Raw genomic sequence first — 21,182 nt, 5'->3', positions numbered from 1 at the left:
TTTATTATGAAAGATATTAAAATTGGAAATACCATCATAACTAAGAAAGCCGTGCTAAAAATTGCTTTTCTCCTTTTTATTGTAGGGATATTTATTGGTGGACAAATTGCAGTAAAAGAAAAGGGTAAATCGAATTCTTTTCTTTTGTTGAGTTCAATCATTCTAATTCCTATCTTTTACATGATTGTTCCAAGCATAAAACGTGAAATTTTTAGGGTTAGAAGCAGTAACTAAAGTAACTAATATTTATTTAGACTTTAAAAACACCCTATTGTAAATATCTATCTCTCTTTCATATCACACCAACTCTTCCAGAATTAAACAGTTTAAATCACTAACCGATTAACCCAAAAACATTATGCCTAATTATAATTCTCCAATGCTTCGCGAAGACGCCTTAAAAGGCAAAACCATTGTAATTACTGGTGGTGGCACTGGGTTAGGGAAAGCAATGGGTATCTATTTTTTAAAACTTGGAGCCAATTTGGTTATTACCAGTCGTAAGCAAGATGTTTTGCAAAAAACTGCCGATGAAATGGAAGAGAAAACAGGCGGTAAGGTTTTGGCTGTAGCCTGCGATGTCCGTGAAATTGAGCAGGTAGAAAATGTATTGGCAAAAACCATTGAGCGCTTTGGTTCGGTTGATGTTTTATTGAATAATGCTGCGGGCAATTTCATTTCGCCTACCGAAAGATTATCGGCAAATGCCTTTTCTTCTATCATCGACATTGTTTTAAAGGGAACGGTAAATTGTACGCTAACCTTTGGAAAACATTGGATTAAGGAAAAACAATCTGCAACGGTTTTAAATATTATTACCACTTATGCCTTTACGGGTTCTGCTTATGTAGTGCCTTCCGCCTGCGCAAAGGGTGGCGTTTTGGCGTTAACAAGATCATTAGCAGTAGAATGGGGCAAATATGGTATTCGTACTAATGCAATTGCCCCAGGACCGTTCCCGACAAAGGGCGCTTGGGAAAGATTATTACCAGGAGATTTGGCTAAAAAATTCGATTTTAAAAACCGCGTTCCACTAAAAAGAGTGGGCGAACACCAAGAACTGGCCAATTTGGCGGCATTTTTAGTCAGTGATTTTTCAGGGTACATTAATGGCGAAGTCATTACAATTGATGGTGGCGAATGGCTACAAGGCGCCGGACAAATGAACGGCCTCGAAGCAATTCCTAACGAAATGTGGGATATGCTGGAGCAAATGACAAGAAGCGCAAAATGATGTAAAATGTTTGAGATGTAAGGATGGATGATGTGCTGAACTTTCTAATCTGTATTCGAAAAATAGAGGTTATAAGGCATTCTTAATAGTTTTTTTTAAAATTTGCTAGCGTTAACGATGGAAGCGGCATCCCCGATTCTTCATCGGGATACAGCGGACAGGGTGTTAAAACGCCCAAAATATTATCTTACACAAATTTATAAGTTGAGCTAGGTTTTTCATATTCGCTATATTACATCAACCATTTTCCCTGTTACATCATCCATTTTTATTTATCTTTGCCGATATGAATATCTTACTTTTAGGTTCGGGCGGCAGAGAAAGCGCATTCGCTTGGAAAATGAGCCAATCTTCGCACTGCGATAAATTAATTATTGCGCCAGGAAACGGTGGAACAGGTGTTTATGGCACCAATATTAATATCAACGTAAACGACTTCGATTCAATAAAAAAGGTTGTCCTCACCGAAAATATAGATTTGGTAGTTGTTGGTCCAGAAGAACCTTTAGTAAATGGTATTCACGATTTTTTCTTAGCCGATCAAGCTATTGCTCATATTCCTGTTATCGGACCAAAAAAAGAGGGTGCCATTCTAGAAGGAAGTAAGGATTTTTCGAAGCAGTTTATGGAGCGCCACGGCATTCCTACTGCTGCATCTAAATCTTTCACACCAGAAACCTTAGAAGATGGATTGGTTTATTTGCAAGATCATGCTTTGCCAGTAGTTTTAAAAGCCGATGGTTTGGCCGCGGGTAAAGGTGTTTTAATTTGTACCGAAACTATCGAAGCACAGGAAGAATTAAAATTAATGCTTGGTGGCAAATTTGGTGCTGCTGGAGCAACTGTGGTTATCGAAGAGTTTTTAAGTGGAATAGAATTGTCTGTTTTCATTTTAACTGATGGAGAAAACTATGTTACGCTTCCATCGGCAAAAGATTATAAAAGAATAGGTCAAAATGATACAGGCTTAAATACGGGCGGAATGGGTTCTGTTTCTCCAGTTCCATTTGCAACGCCAGAGTTTCTAGCAAAAGTTGAAGAAAGAATTATTAAACCTACGGTTGATGGTTTAAAAAAGGATAATATCGATTATACAGGTTTTATATTTTTCGGCTTAATTAAAGTTGGCGAAGAACCATTTGTGATAGAATACAATGCTCGCATGGGCGATCCGGAAACGGAAAGTGTAATTCCACGAATTGAAAATGATTTGGTTGAGTTGTTTATGGCAACAGCAAACAAGCAGCTCAATCAAGTTAATTTGGTCATTTCCGAAGAAACGGCCGCTACCGTGATGATTGTTGCGGGTGGTTATCCGGGAGAATATTTAAAAGGAAAAGCCATTACAGGCATAGAAAATTTGCGCCACTCTAATGCTTTCCATGCAGGAACACTTTTAGATAATGATGTAGTTAAAACCAACGGTGGACGAGTAATTGCCATTACAAGTTTGCAAAAAGATTTGTTTACCGCATTACAATGCGCAACCGCCGATGCAGGAAGAATTTACTTTGATGGCAAATATTTCAGGGAAGATATTGGGTTCGATTTAATTTAATCCAATAATATAGGCCCAGATTCGCAGATTTCTATTCAATTAAATTTATTAATCTGTAGTTCGATTAATATTTAAAAGTGAAAATATTTTTAGGATGAATTGGCTCGTCATTTCGTCATGCTGACCTGAAGCGAAGCGAAAAGCTAAGAAGTAAATTTATCAGCATCTTTCATGCTAAGCCGCCCTGCAATTAAGACCCTGAAATGAATTCAGGGTGACGACCGTTCAAACAAACTGTCAAATAATTTATAAGAAAGCATCTTATTAATCTAACCCAAGTTATTAATCTCTAGCTCGGATCCAGTTCAAAGTTTTTCTATAGTCCATAAAATGTAAGAAAACAAAAAAGCCGCAATTTGCAGATTATCATATCTGCGAATTGCGGCTTCTCTTTTTCCGAAGAATTCTTACTTCGACTTACCTCCCAATAACTCTTGTAGTTTATCTTGTAAAGCCTGTTCTCTTAATCCTTTTGCAATAATCTTTCCTGTTGGATCAACCAAGAAATTTGCAGGAATAGATCTGATGCCGTACATTTTAGCTACTTCATTGCTCCATCCATTTAAGTCAGAAACATGTGTCCAGGTTAATTTATCAGCATCAATGGCTTTCAACCATCCTGCTTTAGTTGTTTTTGTAGTTCCGCCATCTAATGAAACGCCTAATACAGTAAAACCTTTATCCTTAAATTTGTTGTAAGCTACAACCACATTTGGATTTTCTTGACGGCATGGTCCACACCATGATGCCCAGAAATCAACCAATACATATTTTCCTTTAAAATCTGATAATTTAACTGGTTTTCCTAAAGTATCTGTCTGTGTAAAATCCATTGCCATTACGCCAATAGCTGTCTTTCTACCTGCATCGAACATTTGTGTAAGTTGCTTACCTGTTGTTGTTGCTTTCAATTCTGGAGATAAAGCAGTAAATGCCTTTTCTGCAGCAACAGCTTGATCAGGATCGCCAGCCAATTGTCCGATGGCACTTAAGCTGATATATGATTTTGGATTTTCGTTAGCAAATTGTAATAAAAGAGGCGTCATTCCTTCTGATGCTTTTTCATAGCGAGCTCTCAAGGCGCTCATTGTTTCTTGATTCTGCTTTTGCTCTGCAGTAAAGGCGCTGTACTCTGTGTTAATCGCCATAAGCTGATCATTAACTGATTTAGTTAATGCCTTTAATTTTTTTGCATCATCATTAACAACAGAACCTGATATTGTAGCATTTTTTAAAGAATCTGCGGCAGCTAATTTTAAACTTCCTGGCTCAACATAAAGAGATAAACCATCTAACTTTTCGCCTTGCGCTGGACGATTAACAAAAGGATTTTTATTCAAATAAATACTTCCCTGAGCAGGATTAACCAATGTACCTTTAAAATTAAAGACGCCATTTGTTACTGTTGTAGAGTCTGTAATGTTTTGTCCTTCACCTTGATAAATGAGGTAAACCTTATCGCCAGTTTTTAGGCCTTTTACATCACCACTTAAGGTAAATGGCTTTTGTGCCAATGCTGCCAGTGGCAAAAGTGCCAGGGCAGATAATAATATTTTTTTCATAGGGTTAATTTAATCGTTGATCAAAGATAAATATATGTACGCCTAAAACGTAAATAGCTGTGTAAAATTATGATAGCTTTTGATAGGTACGCCACCAGAGATCGGGCATTTCGCCATTAACTGCAGTTTGGTAATCATCGTAACGGCATGGAACCAAGTGGTAGCGTTCGTTTTTCGATTGACCAGATGGATAAGGAACCTGCATCCACCATCGATCTGATTTTTTGCTTTTCACAAACATCATTTCTCCAGAACCATCTTTTAAGCTCGTTCTGTAAATCATAAACTGCGATTTCGGTGTAAGTGGGAAATCTTTCTTGCGGGCATAAAATCCCTCAACAAAATACCAAACCATTTGAGCAAGTAAAAAGGCGGTTTGTCCGTTGTTATCGTATGCTGGATTAAATTCGTAAAAGCCAATCGAAGTTAATTTATCGTTCATGCCTGCGTAACGGGCAATTCTGCAAGCTTCTTCGCCATCGAAACCATTTGGTGTAGTATTCGCATTTGCTGCGGCATCAGCCGAACGGATGGCGCCTAAGTCGAAGCTAATCATGTTCGCATTGCGGATAATTGGCTCGGTTAAGGTGATATCTTGAGCAAACTCACCTAACCGGTGGATATCAAAATAGAGTTTATCCATCACACTTAAACTCTCTTGATTTACAAAGTAAGTTTGATAACCAATATTGCTAAAGTTGAAAAGGTAATTGGGTTGATGCAAAAAGATTTTGTTTAAGTAACAGTCGGATCTTGTGGCAATTCCCCCATCATCGTCATCGCCAATATCAAACTGATTATCGATTACAACCAAATCTACCTTTTGCTCTAAATCTTCGTAACCTAAATATTGGGCGTAGGTTAAATCTTGTCCGCCGCCAATAATAATTGGAATAATATTTTTTTTAATGAGCGCCGAAACAACCATTTTAATTGCGATGTAGGTATCAGCAACGGTTGCGCCATGTTTAATGTTCCCTAAATCTACAATTCTACTGGTAAAAGATCCCTCATTAAGTTTGTAGAATTTCTCCCTAAAATAATCGGGAGCTAAAGCACAGCCTTCATTGTTAACGGCGCCTCTTCCATCGAGCACACCGATAATGGCCAAATCGTAGGTAGTATCTTCAAAATCGGGAAAAGATTCAGTGTAAATTTGTGCTTTCAATCCCAGCTGACTTGTAAAAAATCCTTGCTTAGGTGTAAAACTATCAGGGTTGATTGGGGAAAAGAAATCCGTTAATGACATATATTTAAAACTCTCGGCTCAAATATCTATTTTTGAATGCGTATTTCCACATATAGCTCGAAAAAAATAAAATGATACTGGTAACCGGAGGAACGGGATTTTTAGGGTCTGAATTAATAAAACAGTTAACTGATAAGGGTTTATCTGTTCGGGCGTTGAGGCGAGAGCAATCTAAAATACCAGCCTTAATAGAAAATAATAACTTAATTAACTGGTTTGAGGCTGATATTAATGATCCATCAACATTAGAAGATGCTTTCGACGGAATAACAAAAGTTTATCATTGCGCTGCATTTGTATCTTTAAATTCAAAGCACAAAAAGCAACTTTTTCATGTTAATATCAATGGTACTTCAAACCTTGTAAATCTCTGTTTAGAAAATAACTGCAGGCTTTTACACGTAAGTTCCGTTGCTGCATTAGGCCTTGCAAAAGTGGGAAATAAAATTACCGAGAAAAACTTTTGGGAATACGATTCGAAAGCACATGCTTATGGCTTATCTAAATACGAAGGAGAGATGGAAGTATGGCGAGGAATTACCGAAGGCATGGATGCTGTGATCGTAAATCCATCAGTAATTATTGGTAAAAATGCAGGTTTTGAGGGAAGCGGAGCAATCTTTAAATTAATAAAAGACGGTTTTCCATTTTATACTGATGGTGCATCGGGATTTGTTGACGTGGAAGATGTTGCCAAAGCCATGACTTTGTTAATGGATGCCGAAGTTTCTGGAGAAAGGTATATCATATCTTCTGATGATTACCACTATAAGGATTTGTTCAGTGAAATTGCCAATGGTTTTCAGGTTAAGGCACCCACGAAAGAGGCCAAACCATGGATGCTTGGAATAGCTTGGAGGGCTTTAAAGTTCGCCTCTCTACTTACCGGAAATCAACCCTCTATTACGAAAGATACGGCCAAAAGTAGCGTGACATTAAGTTTTTACGATAATAGTAAAGTAATAAGTGCTACTGGAATTAAGTTTAAACCAGTTGCAAAAAGTATAGAAGAAATTACCCAACATTTAAAATAATGCCCAAACAAAAAGCGTATTACATCATTGATTTTGATAGCACATTTACTCAAGTAGAAGCGCTTGATGAACTTGCTCGAATCTCTCTAAAAAATCATCCTGATAAAGAATCTATCTTTCAAAAAATTGAGGATTATACCAATTTTGCGATGGAAGGAAAATTATCCTTTTCCGAAAGCCTTGCGCAACGGGTTAAATTACTCGAAGCAAACGAAGATCACTTGAAACTTTTGATTAAACATTTAAAGAAAAAAGTGTCTACTTCATTTTCTCGTAATGCAGAATTTTTTAAAAAACATGCAGATGAGGTGCTTATCGTTTCCGGTGGATTTAAAGAATTTATCACACCAGTTGTAAGTCAATACCACATAAAAAAAGAAAATATTTACGCCAATACTTTTGTAACTACAGGTGATGGAAAAATAATAGATTACGATCATGCTAATCCATTAAGTGAGGAAGGTGGAAAAGTAAAATTGCTTCAACACTTAAAATTAGAAGGAGAATTATTTGGCATAGGCGATGGTTATTCTGATTTTCAGCTGCGTGAAAGCGGAATGATCAACAAATTTTTTGCCTTTACCGAAAATATTGCCCGTGAAAGTATTGTGTCGAGAGCCGACCATGTTACACCAAGCTTTGATGAGTTTTTATATGTGAATGATCTTCCTCGAGCAATATCATATCCGAAAAATAGAATTCTTTGTTTGGTAATTGGTGAGGTTGACCCACTAAGTATTGCAATCCTAAAAAATGATGGATTATCTATCAGGCATAAAACATCTTTTGAGGAAAAATATGTTAAAGATGTAGGTATGATTCTTTTTGCCGATGGCGAAAAAATGGATAAGGAGCAGTTGAAAAATGCGGCCAAACTAAAAACTATTGGTTATTTGGGTAACGCAAAAAACAAAATCGACTTAGATCTTTGTACAAAACAAGGGATTGTGGTTTTCGATGATCCAAAAAATAATCCACGAAACATAGATTTTATTCCAAAGCGTGTGGCAGAATTTATGAATAGTGGCGCAACTTATTTAAGCAGTAACTTTCCGAATTTGCAGTTGCCCAAAATCGATAAATCACATCGTTTGATTCATATTCACAAAAATGTTCCAGGAATTATGGCGAAAATTAATACCGTTTTTGCAAAGCACGATATCAATATTGTGAGTCAGTTTTTAATGACTAACCAAGAGATTGGTTATGCCATTACAGATATTAATACACAATATGATAAGCAACTTTTTAAATCATTAAAAAAGATAGAACACACCATAAAGTTTAGGGTTTTGTATTAAGGGTTGCAAAACATTTATTTATCGTCATTTCGGCCAAAGTGGAGAAATCATTGAACATACATCGATAGTTTTCAAGGATTTCTCATTCTGTTTTGCTTATGTAGAAAACACAATTTGTAATCGACTTAGCTCAAAAACTGGTGTCGTTTTAGCAACAAGTGTTTCGGATTACCAATGGCTTGCGAACGATAAATTCCGGTATGTCCGGAAAATAGATAGGCCGCAATGCAAGCAAGTGCAATGTACATTCCAGATGCTATACCAAACAATTCTACACCCATAAAAATACAAGCCAATGGTGTATTCGCTGCACCAGAGAAAACGGCTACAAAACCCATTCCAGCCAATAATCCGATAGGTAATGGGATAAAAATACTTAAAAAACTACCCAGGGTTGCACCAATAAAAAATAAAGGCGTTACTTCTCCACCCTTAAAACCTGCGCTTAAAGTTAGCGTAGTTAAAAGCAGCTTAATGATAAATGTATAATACGGTTCCTGTTGTGTAAACGATTCAGAAATTACCGGAATTCCCAACCCTATATATCTTGTGGTATCCAGGAAATAAATAATCGCAATTAAAATTATTCCTCCAATTACTGGTCTTAATGGCGGGTATTTAATTTTGCCAAACACGTTAGAAAGGCCATGGTTTAAGGCGGAGAAAGATCTGGCCACTAACCCAAAAATAATTCCAACACCCAACGATAGTAGTAGATTAATGGCATCCATTTGTGGCACAATACCAATTGAATAATGAGTGTGGCCCACTCCCCAAGCTCTGCAGGCATAATCGGCGATGATAGCTGTTAAAAACGAGGGCAAAATTGCAGTGTACATTAAACTACCAACCACGAAAACCTCAAGACCAAAAATTGCGCCTGCTAATGGCGTTCCGAAAACAGATGCAAAACCGGCACTGATGCCGCAGATGAGAATGATTTTTCTATCGCGTGGCTTTAACTTAAATAGCTTGGTAAACTGATCGGCAAAAGCACCTCCAATTTGTACTGCTGTTCCTTCTCTTCCTGCCGAACCTCCAAATAAATGGGTAATAATCGTTCCGGCAAAAATTAATGGTGCCATAATTAATGGGATCACCTTTTTAGGTGATTGTAATTCCTCAATTAAAAGATTGTTTCCTTTAACCACATCCTTACCCCAATAATGATAAGCTAGACCAATTAATAATCCTGCAATCGGTAAAAGTGAAATGATCCAAATGTGGCTTTCCCTGAAATTTGTTGCCCAATTTAAGGTTACTAGAAATAAGGCGGATGCAGAACCAACTATTGCACCGATTAGCATTGCTATTAAAAGCCACTTTAAAGTGCTTAATAGTACTATTCCGAAATCTAAATTAATAAAGCGATTGATAGACAGAAGAAATCCTTCTGTTAGTTTTTTAACAGGCATTCGAATTCAATTTAAATAAAATTGTAGGAGTCATCAGCCTGTTTGGCGGTTTTGGCGGTACCCCATCGCCATTGTTCAAATGTATAAATTTTAGCAATTTGTTCCAAAATCTTTAACACCTTTGTAAAGCTAACTTCAAATAATGGATTTTACACCAGAGATAAAAGACAAACTAAACCAATTACAAGAAAAATATACAGCAATGGGTCAAGATATGGCTTCATATCTTGATGGATTATTATATGCAGATTTTCTTACCTATTGGGATTATATTCATTTAGACACTTTATTGAGTTTACAAAGCCCTAAAACGCCTATTCCCGATGAGGAAATCTTCATCATGTATCATCAAATTACAGAGCTTTATTTTAAACTCGCCTTACATGAGTGTAGACAAATTGCCGAGCATGAGAATTTAACTGTCGATTTTTTTACAGCTCGAGTAAAAAGAATCAATGCTTATTTCAATGCCCTAACAACGTCTTTTGAGGTCATGGTTGATGGTATGGAGAAAGAACAGTTTTTGAAATTCCGTATGTCGCTTTTGCCGGCAAGTGGTTTTCAATCTGGGCAATATAGAATGATCGAAATTTGCGCAACAGACTTTATTCGGTTGATCGATAAATCAAAACGTGAAGAATTAAGTAATGCATCAATTGAGGAACAATTTGAACATATTTATTGGAAATTTGGCGCAACAGAATTATCATCTGGAAAGCAAACACTAACCTTAAAACAATTCATTAAGAAATACGCGGCTCAATTTTTACACCTCGCAAAAGATCGATCATTAACGAATTTTTCGGCACTTTACCATCAACTGCAAGCCACAGGTGCAGATGTAACTGCGCTTTCAGAAGAACTACGTAAGCTGGATTTGTATGTGAATGTAGAATGGCCATTGTCGCATTACAAATCGGCAGTTCGTTATTTAGAAAAAGACCCAATTGATGTTGCTGCAACCGGTGGTACCAATTGGCAGAAATATTTGCCTCCACGTTTTCAGAAAAGAATCTTTTATCCATTCCTATGGACAGAAGAACAGATAGATGAATGGGGAAGAGGTTGGGTGCTTAGTGTACTCAAAACACTCAAAAACAAAGATTAATATCAGAAAAAGCTATTAAAAAAGCACGTTTTTTCTTAATTTGCGAAAAATAAATAATGACAGAATGAGTGATTTATTGAATTAGAGAATACTTATCATTCACATTCAATTATTCTATCAATCACTCATTCAAAATTCCTAAATAATGACCGAGACATTAGATATAAAGATCACCAAAGCTGAGCAAACACGTTTATCAGTTACTGATTTTTCAGAGTTACCTTTCGGTAAGGTTTTTACCGATCACATGTTTACTGCCGATTTTGAAGATGGCGAATGGAAAAATTTACAAATTATTCCGTATGGCCCAATTCCAATGAGTCCAGCAATTTCTGCGCTTCATTACGGACAGGCAATTTTCGAGGGTTTAAAAGCTTATCGCCAACCAAGTGGAAAAATCAGTGTTTTCCGTGCTGATAAGAACTTCGAGCGCTTCAATAAATCGGCAGCTAGAATGTCGATGCCAACCATTCCTGAAGAGATTTTTATGCAAGGTTTAGCGGCATTAATTAGTGTTGATGAAAAATGGGTTCCAAACCAAGAGGATTACGCCTTATATATTCGTCCGGTAATGTTTGCAATGGATCCTTACTTAGGTGTTAAAGCATCAGATACTTATAAGTTTGCCTTGTTAACAACGCCAACGGGTCCTTATTATAGTAAAGCGCTAAAAGTTAAAATCGAAACCGAATTTACACGTGCTGATGAAGGTGGTGTGGGCTTTGCAAAAACTGCTGGTAACTACGCTCGTTCTTTATATCCTTTTGAGCAAGCTAAAAAAGAGGGTTTCGACCAATTAATATGGACGGATTCTGTAACTCACGAATTTATTGAGGAAGCAGGAACTGCAAATCTGATTTTTGTAATCAACGGTAAATTGGTTACGCCATCGGTACGCAGTACGGTATTGGATGGTGTTACTCGCGATACAATTATAAAATTGGCTAAAGAAGCAGGAATTGAGGTTGAAGAACGCAGGGTTTCTGTAAAAGAAGTAATTGATGGCATTAAAGATGGTAGCTTAACTGAGGCATTTGCTGCCGGTACTGCTGCAACTGTAACGCATGTAGGTGAAATTGGCTATCTAGGCGAGCTTTATCAATTGTCTGATCCATCAACTAGAAATATTTCTAACAGTATCGCTAAAAAACTAAATGATATTCGTTACGGTTTAGCTGCGGATGAATTTGGTTGGAACTGGGTTTTGTAGTTCAAGATATCATATCATAAAAATGCCCGCTACAAGTATATGTACCGGGCATTTTTTTATTACATTATCGTCATGCTGATTTTATTTCAGCATCTTTATAATTAATACCCAGAAATAAATTCAGGGTAACGTCAATTCAATTATTTATCTAAAATCACAACACCTTTAGCTTCGAAAGCCAATTCTCTTTTTGGATCAGTAATTTTTGCTACCTCTTCTGGCGTTTTTTTAGCATCTTCTGCATAGTGGCGCAAGGTTTCTACAGAGATAGTTTGTTTTTTCGCAATACCATCTAAAACAACCTTTTTGCCTACAATATCCATTGGCATAAAGAAAGCGTAATCTTTAAAAGTTACACGCATCGGATCGCCGTTTGGCATTTCCAAAGTCATCCAGCAGCCTTTTTTCTTGCAAACATCTACCACTTTACCTTCAATTTTCATGTCGGTAGTTTTTTTATCGCCCATTGCAGCTTCCATTTTAGCAGCTGGCTTAATATCACCAGGCTTAACTTCTTCTCCAAATTTTTGACCAGTATATGCTGATTGTGCAAAAGCAAATGCTGCAACTAAGCAAAAGCCTAAACTTAAAATGATCTTTTTCATTGTTGTTAATTTAAAATTGTTCCGATTATTTATCTAGAACAAAGTTATTTAAATTTATCTAGAATAGTTAAGACAAAAAAAATCCTCGCTAGCTCTCAGTAACGAGGAAAATCATCCCTATTGTTATAGATCACATCCCATGATGTACAACATATTACCTTAGGCAAATGTTAATCCAAAAACTAATTGGCACACATAATTCCTTTTATTTTGTTGATTATTAGTGTTTTACGGGTTTTTGTAATGCTGTGCCAAAAATTCCTTAACTGTGGATGTGGGGAATTAATTAATCGAATTGTGGAATTTTGTTGATTATTTTCCCAATGCCCCATTCAAATTATCCGAAAATAAGGCTAAAAACCTCTTCAATTTTACTTACCGCTTTAATTTCTATATTATATTTAGAGATATCTATTCCCTTTAAATTGTATTTAGAAATATAGATGGTCTCAAAGCCTAATTTGTCAGCTTCTGCTATTCTTTGTTCAATTCTATTTACGGCCCTTATTTCTCCTGATAAGCCAACTTCTGCAGCAAAGCAGTTCTTGGATGATATCGAAATATCTTGATGAGAAGAAATAATGGCAATAAGCACAGCCAAATCTATCGCTGGATCTTCTACACGGATTCCGCCAGCAATATTTAAAAAAACGTCTTGCGTACTCAATCTAAAACCACAACGTTTTTCAAGAACAGCTAATAACATGTTCATTCTTCTGGTATCGAAACCTGTAGCAGATCTTTGTGGCGTGCCATAAGCCGCCGGACTAACTAAAGCCTGTGTCTCAATGAGCATTGGTCTGGCGCCCTCGAGCATTGCTGCAATAGCGATACCGCTTAGTTCCTCATCCCTTTGCGATAAAAGAATTTCTGATGGATTGGAAACTTCCCTCAACCCACTTCCTTGCATTTCGTAAATTCCAAGTTCGGCAGCAGCACCAAAGCGATTTTTGATTGATCGTAGAATGCGATAGACGTGATGCCTGTCGCCCTCGAACTGCAAAACCGTGTCAACCATGTGCTCCAGTATTTTTGGACCAGCAATTGCACCATCTTTGGTTATATGACCGATTAAGAAAACGGGCACGCCTGTTTCTTTTGCAAAACGTAAAAGTTCGGCGGTACATTCCCGTACTTGCGATACACTTCCTGGAGTAGAATCGATGTGTGATGAATGTAGGGTTTGAATAGAATCGACAACCAAAATCTCAGGCTGTAAAATTTCTATTTGCTTAAAAATATTTTGGGTTGATGTTTCTGTTAAAATGTAGCAATCTGATGATGGACTTTCCTGAATTCTTTCTGCTCGCATTTTAATTTGCTGCTCGCTTTCCTCGCCAGAAATGTAAAGTAATTTTTTGCCCTTGATATTTAAGGCCAACTGCAGCATCAAAGTTGATTTTCCTATGCCAGGTTCCCCGCCAATAAGCACTAGCGATCCTTCTACCAAACCACCTCCTAAAACACGATCTAATTCTTTATCGCCAGTTAAAATTCTTCTTTCCGTTGATGATTGTATTTCATCAACCTTACTCGGTTTGCTTAACTTTCTCGAACTTGTATCGCTTTTCCAAGTAGGAATAGATGCTGAAGTTTTTTCTACAACTTCTTCCACAAATGTATTCCATTGACCACACGATGGACATTTACCCAGCCACTTTGCCGATTCTTGTCCACAGCTTTGACAGAAATATGCAGTTTTTGTTTTTGCCAATTGATTTAGTTTTTAGATTACGAATTTAACCTTTAACGCTCGAAAGTGGATTTATTTTTTTAAACATAATTATAGCTTGTGAAAGGCAATTAGGATTGTCATAGCCGCCATATTTTTTAGCTGCAATTAACTTGTGGTTTTAAACCTGACAGCAACGAAAATACTTTTTTGCCTTCCAAAAACTCCTCCTCGGAATAGCTGCAATTGCTTATTTTCTATCAGTAACGAAGCTAATTCATGGCAAAAAAGATTGTAGTGAATGGCAGGACTGATTTTGCCAAGAACTACGGAGCGAAGTTTTCCAAGTTCCTTTAAAAGCAAAAAGCCTGAATTTTAAAAATCCAGGCTTTTGCAAATGTGTTTTGAGTTATAATTTTATCTCTTCATCTTTTGAGGAAATGAAGTGAAACTCATTTAAGTAATACGATGATTGTGCCTTTACTTTTACCCATTGGCCATACTTAAAATACCAACGGCGTTGGAGGTTGAAAATTCCTTTAGTAATGTAAGCCTCTATGTAAGGGTGAACGCAAAGCGTTACGCCTTTTTCATTTTGCTCACGTAAAATATAATTAAGGTTATTCTCAATATCATCCATTAAAACAATACTCGCTTTAATTTCTCCAGTACCACCGCATGCAGGGCACTTTTCTACCGTAACAATATTCATCTCCGGACGAACACGTTGTCTGGTGATTTGTACCAAACCAAATTTGCTTGGAGGCAAAATTGTATGTTTGGCTCTATCCAATAACATCAGCTCACGCAAATAATCGAATAGCATTTTACGGTTTGTCGGTTTGTGCATATCGATAAAATCGATTACCACAATACCACCCATATCACGCAAGCGCAATTGACGGGCAATTTCTTTAGCCGCTTCTTTATTTACCTGTAAAGCGTTCTCTTCTTGATTTTCTTTACTGGCAGTACGGTTTCCACTATTCACATCTATAACGTGAAGTGCTTCGGTATGCTCTACAACTAAGTAAGAACCACCGGGTAAGTTTACTGTTTTTCCAAAAGCATTTTTAATCTGCTTTTCTATTCCAAAATGTTCGAAGATGGGTTCTTTCTGTTTGTACAGTTTAACAATCTTTTCCATTTCTGGAGAAATATCGTGTACATAAGAACGGATATCATCGTACAGCTCAGGCGTACTCACATAAACGTTTGTAAAATCAGGATTCAGAATATCACGAATCAACGTAGACGATCTGTCCATTTCTCCCCAAACTCTTTTTGCAGGTTCGGTAGAAGGCATTTTTTTAATGAAGTTTTCCCATTTAGCAATTAAATCTAATAGATCTTTTTGCATTTCGGCAACCCCTCGCCCCTCAGAAACAGTTCTGATAATTACCCCAAAATTTTGAGGCTTAATACTTTCAATAATCTTTTTTAAGCGATTACGTTCGGTATTACTTTTAATTTTTTTTGATACAGATATGGTATTGGAGAATGGCACCAGTACCACATACCTACCGGCAATCGAAATGTCGGAGCTTAAACGCGGTCCTTTAGTAGAAATTGGCTCTTTGGCAATTTGTACGGGTAGGAGCATGTTTTTAGCCAGCACATCAGAAATTTTGCCTGCCTTGTTTATATCGGCTTCTAGCTTTAAATTATCTAATAATGTGCCTGTAACCGAGCCATTACGCTTGATCTTCGTTAGCTTAATTAAAGATTGTACCTGTGGGCCTAAATCAAAATAATGCAAAAAAGCATCCTTTTCATAACCAACATCCACGAAAGCAGCATTCAGGCCTGGCATAATTTTTTTAATGCGGCCTAAATAAATATCGCCTACGGCGTAGTTATTATTGATTTGTTCTTTGTGAAGCTCAACAAGTTGTTTGTCTTCAATCAACGCTATGGTAACTCCGGTAGGAGTCGAATTGATAATTAATTCTTTTACCAACAGCTACAGATTTAAGGCTTTCGCCTATTAACAAATGGATAGTAAATAAGAAAACATTGATGAAGCCAAAATAAATACAATAAAAAAATCATATAAATACTTTAAACCTCACAGTGGTTACTATGAGGTTTAAAGGGCTTTTATCAAGATAAGAAAACTATTTTTTCTTATGTCTGTTTTTTCTTAAACGTTTTTTACGTTTGTGGGTAGCCATTTTATGTCTCTTTCTTTTTTTACCGCTTGGCATAGTTTTAAGTTTTAAATGTTTTTATTAATCTGTTAATTAATTTTTATTCTTTAGTTCGGCCACTTTCTTATCAATGAATGAAGATAAGGTTGGGTTAGCCGCTAATTTTTTGCTTGCTAAATAAGCAACAACTGCTTCTTTACTTCTACCTAAATTTTCTAAAGCTGTTCCTAAATAAAAATAGGCTTCAGGGGTTGGAGCAGCGGCAATTACTGTATTGAAACGAGGAATTGCTTTGTCAAACTGACCTGATTTTATCGAGAAAATCCCTAAGTTCATATTCGCCTTAACATTTTTAGGTTCTTTAGCAACTACCTCTAACAACATTGCAATACCTTGCATTGGTGCACCCAGGCCATTTACTATTGTAACACCTAAGCCAGTTTTAGCTTCAATGTTTGTAGAGTCTTTCTCCAATACATTTTTGTAAGAAGTATTCGCTTTCTGCAATAAAGCAGGTTGTGCTAAACTATCTTGGGTACTTTCAAAAGCCTTTATAAATTGATTACCTGCAGCTAACCATGTTTTTGATGATGGTTCGCCTTGTGCAACAACCTCTAAATAAAGAGCCGATGGCGTAATTTGCTCCACATCATCCCATTTCTGGGCCAATTGTTTAGCTAATTCAATTTTTTCTGCACCGTTAGCACCTTTGTAACTAATTTCTAATGCTGTAATGTCTGTAGCTAAATTCTTATTCAGTACATTTTTTGCGGCAGTAGAGGAAGTTTCGATGCTTAGTGCTGTCGAAGATGAGGTAGATTCTGCTCCTGCCATTTGGCCACTTGCAGGCATTTTGCCATTTTCTTCTGTTGGTTTAACTAAACCTTTAATGTCTCTTGTGAATAGAAATGCAACTAGCAATAAAACCGCTCCTGTAATGATGATTTGTTTTGACCTGATGCTACTATTCATAATTTAAGACTTAAGCTTCTACGCTAATTTTTTTTGTGTTGCTTTTAACTTTGTCAACAAAAACTTTTGCTGGTTTAAAGCTAGGTACAAAGTGTTCTGGGATAATTATTGCAGTGTTTTTTGAGATATTTCTAGCAGTTTTCTGCGCTCTCTTTTTAACAACAAAGCTACCGAAGCCTCTTACGTATACATTTTCACCGCCAATCATGCTTGTTTTGATAACCTTGAAAAATGCCTCAACTGTTTCCTGTACATCAACCTTCTCAATTCCGGTTTTTGTTGATATTTCTGAAATAATATCTGCCTTAGTCATATTTACTTATTTATATATATTGTGTTTTAATATTACTACTGTTTTGGGGTTGCAAAAGTATTGCTTTTTAATGAGATAGGGAAATAAAAGATGATTTTTTTCTGAGCAATGTGATCACTGGATTGCAAGTTTTTTTTAAAACCAATAAATACACCGTAATTTGCAGCAATGACATTCCAAAATGAACTGATAAATTGGTATCTGGTAAATAAACGAGATCTGCCTTGGCGACATACTAACGATGCTTATACCATCTGGTTATCAGAGATTATACTACAACAAACTAGGGTGGAACAGGGGCTGCCTTACTTTAATAAATTTCTGGAGAACTTCCCTACTGTTTTAGACTTTGCGGCAGCGACAGAAGCGAGGGTTTTAAAGCTCTGGCAGGGTTTGGGTTATTACTCAAGGGGTAGAAATATGCACGCAACCGCACAAATTGTGGTTAGAGATTTTAACGGAATCTTCCCATATCTGCATGATGAGCTAATAAAGTTGAAAGGAATTGGTGAATATACGGCAGCAGCAATTTCCTCATTTTCATCAGGAGAGGCCCGTGCAGTTGTAGATGGAAATGTGTTTAGGGTATTGGCCAGATTTTATGGAATTGATACACCAATAAATTCGCCGAGTGGTAAAAAGGAGTTTTTTGCACTAGCAAATGAGCTACTTTATAAGGCAGATCCGGCTTTGTACAATCAATCCATTATGGAGTTTGGGGCAATACAATGCAAGCCAAAATCTCCTAACTGTGGTATTTGTCCGCTAAGCCAGCAGTGTTTTGCATTTAATAATAATATGGTGAATGTTTTACCAGTTAAATTAAAAAAGGCAAGTCAAAAACATAGATTCATTAATTATTTTATTTGCGAAAGCGATGATCAGGTTCTGGTAATAGAAAGGCAAGCAGGTGATATTTGGCAGCATCTGTACGATTTCCCAAGTATTGAAACGCATACTCAAATAGATATATATAGTCCTGAGTTTGCTCTGGAAGTTAAAGAGACTTTCGGTAATGATGCTAGTTTTATACTTCAAAGCGCTAAAAGGCATATATTAACTCACCAAATAATCCACTTGCAATTTTTTGCATTAAAAAATTATATATTTAACTTTAATAAACAAAAGGAACTTAATTGGGTTTCTTTAGTTAAATTAGATGAGTTACCGCAACCTAAAGTTATTCATGATTTTGTTCAAGAATATTTTTATAAACATAAAATGGAGTAACTAACCATCTTGGCGGGATTTATATAAAGAAAGAAAAAACTAACCAAAAATATTTATGTCTGGCATTAACAAAGTTATTTTAGTAGGCCATTTGGGCAAAGACCCTGAGGTGCGCCATTTAGATGGTGGCGTAACAGTAGCGAGTTTTCCATTAGCTACTTCGGAAACATACAACAAAGACGGTAAACGAGTAGAACAAACAGAATGGCATAACATTGTACTGTGGCGTGGACTTGCTGAAGTAGCCTCAAAATACCTTCAAAAAGGGAAATTGGTTTATATAGAGGGTAAATTAAGAACGCGATCTTTCGAAGATAAAGAGAAAGTAAAGAAATACGTTACTGAAATTGTAGCCGAAAACTTTACCATGTTAGGCAGGAAAAGCGATTTTGAGCAAAGTCCTACAACTACTACTTCAATTCCACAAAATGCAGAAACGAAAATTCATGATGAGTTTACAATCGGGCCATCAGATGAAAATGGAGACTTACCTTTTTAATATTGGTCGGAAGTAGAGATAAATTGCTGCATTCCTTTTACTTTGGTTAAGCAAATCTAATCAGAAAAGGGATGACAAAGAATGGTAGAATATGAAAAATTACAATTAGCCCCGCTATGTTACTAAGCTGGGCTAATTATTTTATTCTACCGTAACAGATTTGGCTAAATTTCTAGGCTGATCTACATTACAACCTCTCATTACAGCAATGTGATATGCTAATAACTGTAGCGGAATCGTTGCCAATAGCGGTAAGAAAGCTTCGTTAGCATCAGGAATCTCGATGCAGTAATCAGCCATTTTCTTAACCTCGGTATCGCCCTGCGTAACAATGGCAATTACCTTTCCTTTTCTAGCTTTTACTTCTTGAATATTGCTAATTACTTTTTCATAAGATGAATTTTGCGTAGCGATAAAAACAACAGGCATTTCCTCATCAATTAAAGCGATTGGGCCATGTTTCATTTCTGCTGCAGGATAACCTTCTGCATGGATGTACGAGATCTCCTTTAGCTTTAATGCGCCTTCGAGTGCAACAGGAAAACCGCTGCCTCTGCCAAGAAATAAGCAATTCGTAGCATCCTTAATTTTTTCAGCTACTTCCTTAATTATATCATTCGATTCTAAAGCAATTTGGATTTTTTCAGGAATATTATCCAATTCGGTTAAAAGCTCGATTAATTTTGAGGTTGTAATCGTTCCTTTTTGCTGCGCCATGTAAAAGGCCATTAAGGTTAAAACCGTAACCTGGGCAGTAAATGCCTTGGTAGATGCTACACCAATTTCTGGCCCTGCATGGGTATAAACACCAGCATGTGTTAAACGAGGGATTGACGCCCCAGCAACGTTACAGATTCCAAAAATGGTTGCTCCACGTTCTTTTGCCATTTCAATCGCCGCCATGGTATCGGCTGTTTCTCCAGATTGAGAAATCGCAATCACAACATCTTTTTCGGTAATGATTGGGTTTCGGTACCTAAACTCTGAAGCGTATTCTACCTCAACAGGAATGCGGGCATATTCCTCAATGAGGTACTCGCCAACTAATCCTGCATGCCACGATGTTCCGCAGGCAACAATGATAATTCTATCGATATTTTTTAGTTTCTCTGCAAATTCCTTAATGCCACCAAGCTGAACTTTACCTTCCGCTGGATAAATACGACCACGCATACAATCTTTAATCGACCTCGGTTGTTCGTAAATTTCCTTAAGCATAAAGTGATCGAAACCTCCTTTTTCGAGCATTTCTAGTTTCAGTTGTAACTCTTGAATTAAAGGAGTTTGTACCACATTATCAAGGCGCTTTACCAAAAGATCATCCTTAGTAACTAAAGCAATTTCGTTATCGTTTAAATAGATAACGTTTTTGGTGTATTCGATAATTGGGGTTGCATCAGAAGCAATAAAATATTCTCCTTTACCCACGCCAATAACCATCGGACTACCTTTTCTGGCAGCAATTAAACGATCTGGATGATCTTTATCCATGATCACAATTGCATAAGCTCCAATAACCTCCTTTAAAGCCAATCGTACAGCCTCAAGCAAATCAATTTGCTCAATTTTTTGTATTTCTTCAATTAAATGGATGAGAACTTCTGTATCTGTATCACTTTTAAAAGTATGCCCACGATGGGTTAACTCTTCTTTTAAGGTTGAATAGTTTTCGATAATTCCGTTGTGGATAATCGATAACTTCTCATTATTAGAAGTATGTGGGTGGGAGTTTCTGTCAGAAGGAACGCCGTGTGTGGCCCATCTGGTGTGGCCCATTCCAACTGTGCCCGATTTATCTTCGTTCTCTGCAAATTCCTCTAAAACAGCAACCTTTCCAGCCTTTTTGTAAATATGCTGACCGCTGTCGTTCATCAATGCTATTCCGGCACTATCATAACCACGGTATTCTAGTCTTTTTAGGCCTTTCAATACAATGGGCCAAGCTTCTCTGTAGCCAATATAGCCTACGATTCCACACATATATGTTCAGTATTTTTAATTCTGTAAACATACTAAACAAACGTTTGACTTGAATGAATTTTGAATGAATATTTAATTCGAAATACTAAA

General features: G+C 36.8%; 18 protein-coding genes and 1 riboswitch. Of the genes, 9 read left to right on the top strand and 9 right to left on the bottom strand.

The window, feature by feature from the left end; all coding sequences use genetic code 11:
* Positions 1 to 6: 6 nt before the first annotated feature.
* The 3 genes from EZ449_RS01705 (at position 7) to purD (ending at position 2,792) form a co-directional block, all read left to right on the top strand.
* Positions 7 to 234, top strand: a complete 228-nt coding sequence (locus EZ449_RS01705) for a hypothetical protein (RefSeq protein WP_131556221.1) — start codon at positions 7 to 9, stop codon at positions 232 to 234.
* A 124-nt stretch (positions 235 to 358) separates the two neighbouring features.
* Positions 359 to 1,234, top strand: a complete 876-nt coding sequence (locus tag EZ449_RS01700; protein ID WP_131556220.1) for an SDR family oxidoreductase — start codon at positions 359 to 361, stop codon at positions 1,232 to 1,234.
* 286 nt (positions 1,235 to 1,520) lie between these two features.
* Positions 1,521 to 2,792, top strand: coding sequence for a phosphoribosylamine--glycine ligase (gene purD, locus EZ449_RS01695; RefSeq protein ID WP_131556219.1), 1,272 nt, complete (start codon positions 1,521 to 1,523; stop codon positions 2,790 to 2,792).
* A gap of 407 nt (positions 2,793 to 3,199) precedes the next feature.
* Here purD and EZ449_RS01690 read toward each other — a convergent pair whose 3' ends face one another.
* Together EZ449_RS01690 and EZ449_RS01685 are read right to left on the bottom strand one after the other, a co-directional pair.
* Positions 3,200 to 4,354, bottom strand: a complete 1,155-nt coding sequence (locus EZ449_RS01690) for a TlpA disulfide reductase family protein (protein ID WP_131556218.1) — start codon at positions 4,352 to 4,354, stop codon at positions 3,200 to 3,202.
* A gap of 67 nt (positions 4,355 to 4,421) precedes the next feature.
* Positions 4,422 to 5,603, bottom strand: a complete 1,182-nt coding sequence (locus EZ449_RS01685) for a formimidoylglutamase (RefSeq protein WP_131556217.1) — start codon at positions 5,601 to 5,603, stop codon at positions 4,422 to 4,424.
* Between the two features lie 71 nt (positions 5,604 to 5,674).
* Between EZ449_RS01685 and EZ449_RS01680 the strand changes: the two genes are divergently transcribed.
* Both EZ449_RS01680 and EZ449_RS01675 read left to right on the top strand, forming a co-directional pair.
* Positions 5,675 to 6,637, top strand: a complete 963-nt coding sequence (locus tag EZ449_RS01680; protein WP_131556216.1) for an SDR family NAD(P)-dependent oxidoreductase — start codon at positions 5,675 to 5,677, stop codon at positions 6,635 to 6,637.
* Positions 6,637 to 7,938 carry an HAD-IB family phosphatase gene (locus EZ449_RS01675; RefSeq protein ID WP_131556215.1) on the top strand — a complete coding sequence of 434 codons (1,302 nt, stop codon included), beginning with the start codon at positions 6,637 to 6,639 and terminating at the stop codon, positions 7,936 to 7,938. Before EZ449_RS01680 ends, EZ449_RS01675 begins: the two co-directional genes overlap by 1 nt.
* A 125-nt stretch (positions 7,939 to 8,063) precedes the next feature.
* Here EZ449_RS01675 and EZ449_RS01670 read toward each other — a convergent pair whose 3' ends face one another.
* Entirely contained in the window at positions 8,064 to 9,353 is a 1,290-nt protein-coding gene (locus tag EZ449_RS01670) for a voltage-gated chloride channel family protein (protein WP_131556214.1), read from the bottom strand.
* 17 nt (positions 9,354 to 9,370) lie between these two features.
* Positions 9,371 to 9,432, bottom strand: a riboswitch (Fluoride riboswitch).
* A 63-nt stretch (positions 9,433 to 9,495) separates the two neighbouring features.
* On the opposite strand from EZ449_RS01670, the gene EZ449_RS01665 reads away from it, so the two are divergent.
* Both EZ449_RS01665 and EZ449_RS01660 read left to right on the top strand, forming a co-directional pair.
* Complete coding sequence (locus tag EZ449_RS01665) at positions 9,496 to 10,461, top strand: tryptophan 2,3-dioxygenase family protein (protein WP_131556213.1); 966 nt, start codon at positions 9,496 to 9,498, stop codon at positions 10,459 to 10,461.
* 145 nt (positions 10,462 to 10,606) lie between these two features.
* Entirely contained in the window at positions 10,607 to 11,671 is a 1,065-nt protein-coding gene (locus EZ449_RS01660) for a branched-chain amino acid aminotransferase (protein ID WP_131556212.1), read from the top strand.
* Between the two features lie 140 nt (positions 11,672 to 11,811).
* Here EZ449_RS01660 and EZ449_RS01655 read toward each other — a convergent pair whose 3' ends face one another.
* From EZ449_RS01655 to EZ449_RS01635, 5 genes are all read right to left on the bottom strand, one after another.
* Positions 11,812 to 12,276 (bottom strand): DUF4920 domain-containing protein, encoded by a 465-nt coding sequence (locus tag EZ449_RS01655; RefSeq protein WP_131556211.1) that lies wholly within the window; start codon positions 12,274 to 12,276, stop codon positions 11,812 to 11,814.
* Positions 12,277 to 12,613: 337 nt separating this feature from the next.
* Entirely contained in the window at positions 12,614 to 13,990 is a 1,377-nt protein-coding gene (gene radA / locus EZ449_RS01650) for a DNA repair protein RadA (RefSeq protein ID WP_131556210.1), read from the bottom strand.
* 367 nt (positions 13,991 to 14,357) lie between these two features.
* Entirely contained in the window at positions 14,358 to 15,908 is a 1,551-nt protein-coding gene (locus tag EZ449_RS01645; protein ID WP_131556209.1) for an Rne/Rng family ribonuclease, read from the bottom strand.
* A 283-nt stretch (positions 15,909 to 16,191) separates the two neighbouring features.
* On the bottom strand, positions 16,192 to 17,070 hold the full coding sequence (locus EZ449_RS01640; protein WP_131556208.1) for a tetratricopeptide repeat protein: 879 nt from the start codon (positions 17,068 to 17,070) through the stop codon (positions 16,192 to 16,194).
* Between the two features lie 10 nt (positions 17,071 to 17,080).
* Positions 17,081 to 17,383, bottom strand: a complete 303-nt coding sequence (locus EZ449_RS01635) for an HU family DNA-binding protein (protein ID WP_131556207.1) — start codon at positions 17,381 to 17,383, stop codon at positions 17,081 to 17,083.
* Between the two features lie 168 nt (positions 17,384 to 17,551).
* Here EZ449_RS01635 and mutY point away from each other — a divergent pair, with 168 nt between their 5' ends.
* Both mutY and EZ449_RS01625 read left to right on the top strand, forming a co-directional pair.
* Positions 17,552 to 18,613 (top strand): A/G-specific adenine glycosylase, encoded by a 1,062-nt coding sequence (gene mutY, locus EZ449_RS01630; RefSeq protein WP_131556206.1) that lies wholly within the window; start codon positions 17,552 to 17,554, stop codon positions 18,611 to 18,613.
* Positions 18,614 to 18,668: 55 nt separating this feature from the next.
* Positions 18,669 to 19,112 carry a single-stranded DNA-binding protein gene (locus tag EZ449_RS01625; protein WP_131556205.1) on the top strand — a complete coding sequence of 148 codons (444 nt, stop codon included), beginning with the start codon at positions 18,669 to 18,671 and terminating at the stop codon, positions 19,110 to 19,112.
* 141 nt (positions 19,113 to 19,253) lie between these two features.
* On the opposite strand, the gene glmS is transcribed toward EZ449_RS01625, so the two are convergent.
* Positions 19,254 to 21,092, bottom strand: a complete 1,839-nt coding sequence (gene glmS / locus EZ449_RS01620) for a glutamine--fructose-6-phosphate transaminase (isomerizing) (RefSeq protein ID WP_131556204.1) — start codon at positions 21,090 to 21,092, stop codon at positions 19,254 to 19,256.
* Positions 21,093 to 21,182 lie beyond the last annotated feature (90 nt).

This window comes from Pedobacter frigidisoli (genome assembly GCF_004331675.1).
Lineage (GTDB): Bacteria > Bacteroidota > Bacteroidia > Sphingobacteriales > Sphingobacteriaceae > Pedobacter > Pedobacter frigidisoli.
Note: the sequence above shows the minus strand (reverse complement) of the source record. Positions and strands in the feature narration are given on the sequence as shown.

Excerpts from the sequence above, each read along its gene's own strand:
- EZ449_RS01705 (WP_131556221.1), top strand. The coding sequence starts at position 7 with ATGAAAGATATTAAAATTGGAAATACCATCATAACTAAGAAAGCCGTG.
- EZ449_RS01700 (WP_131556220.1), top strand. The coding sequence starts at position 359 with ATGCCTAATTATAATTCTCCAATGCTTCGCGAAGACGCCTTAAAAGGC.
- purD (WP_131556219.1), top strand. The coding sequence starts at position 1,521 with ATGAATATCTTACTTTTAGGTTCGGGCGGCAGAGAAAGCGCATTCGCT.
- EZ449_RS01690 (WP_131556218.1), bottom strand. The coding sequence starts at position 4,354 with ATGAAAAAAATATTATTATCTGCCCTGGCACTTTTGCCACTGGCAGCA.
- EZ449_RS01685 (WP_131556217.1), bottom strand. The coding sequence starts at position 5,603 with ATGTCATTAACGGATTTCTTTTCCCCAATCAACCCTGATAGTTTTACA.
- EZ449_RS01680 (WP_131556216.1), top strand. The coding sequence starts at position 5,675 with ATGATACTGGTAACCGGAGGAACGGGATTTTTAGGGTCTGAATTAATA.
- EZ449_RS01675 (WP_131556215.1), top strand. The coding sequence starts at position 6,637 with ATGCCCAAACAAAAAGCGTATTACATCATTGATTTTGATAGCACATTT.
- EZ449_RS01670 (WP_131556214.1), bottom strand. The coding sequence starts at position 9,353 with ATGCCTGTTAAAAAACTAACAGAAGGATTTCTTCTGTCTATCAATCGC.
- EZ449_RS01665 (WP_131556213.1), top strand. The coding sequence starts at position 9,496 with ATGGATTTTACACCAGAGATAAAAGACAAACTAAACCAATTACAAGAA.
- EZ449_RS01660 (WP_131556212.1), top strand. The coding sequence starts at position 10,607 with ATGACCGAGACATTAGATATAAAGATCACCAAAGCTGAGCAAACACGT.
- EZ449_RS01655 (WP_131556211.1), bottom strand. The coding sequence starts at position 12,276 with ATGAAAAAGATCATTTTAAGTTTAGGCTTTTGCTTAGTTGCAGCATTT.
- EZ449_RS01640 (WP_131556208.1), bottom strand. The coding sequence starts at position 17,070 with ATGAATAGTAGCATCAGGTCAAAACAAATCATCATTACAGGAGCGGTT.
- EZ449_RS01635 (WP_131556207.1), bottom strand. The coding sequence starts at position 17,383 with ATGACTAAGGCAGATATTATTTCAGAAATATCAACAAAAACCGGAATT.
- mutY (WP_131556206.1), top strand. The coding sequence starts at position 17,552 with ATGACATTCCAAAATGAACTGATAAATTGGTATCTGGTAAATAAACGA.
- EZ449_RS01625 (WP_131556205.1), top strand. The coding sequence starts at position 18,669 with ATGTCTGGCATTAACAAAGTTATTTTAGTAGGCCATTTGGGCAAAGAC.
- glmS (WP_131556204.1), bottom strand. The coding sequence starts at position 21,092 with ATGTGTGGAATCGTAGGCTATATTGGCTACAGAGAAGCTTGGCCCATT.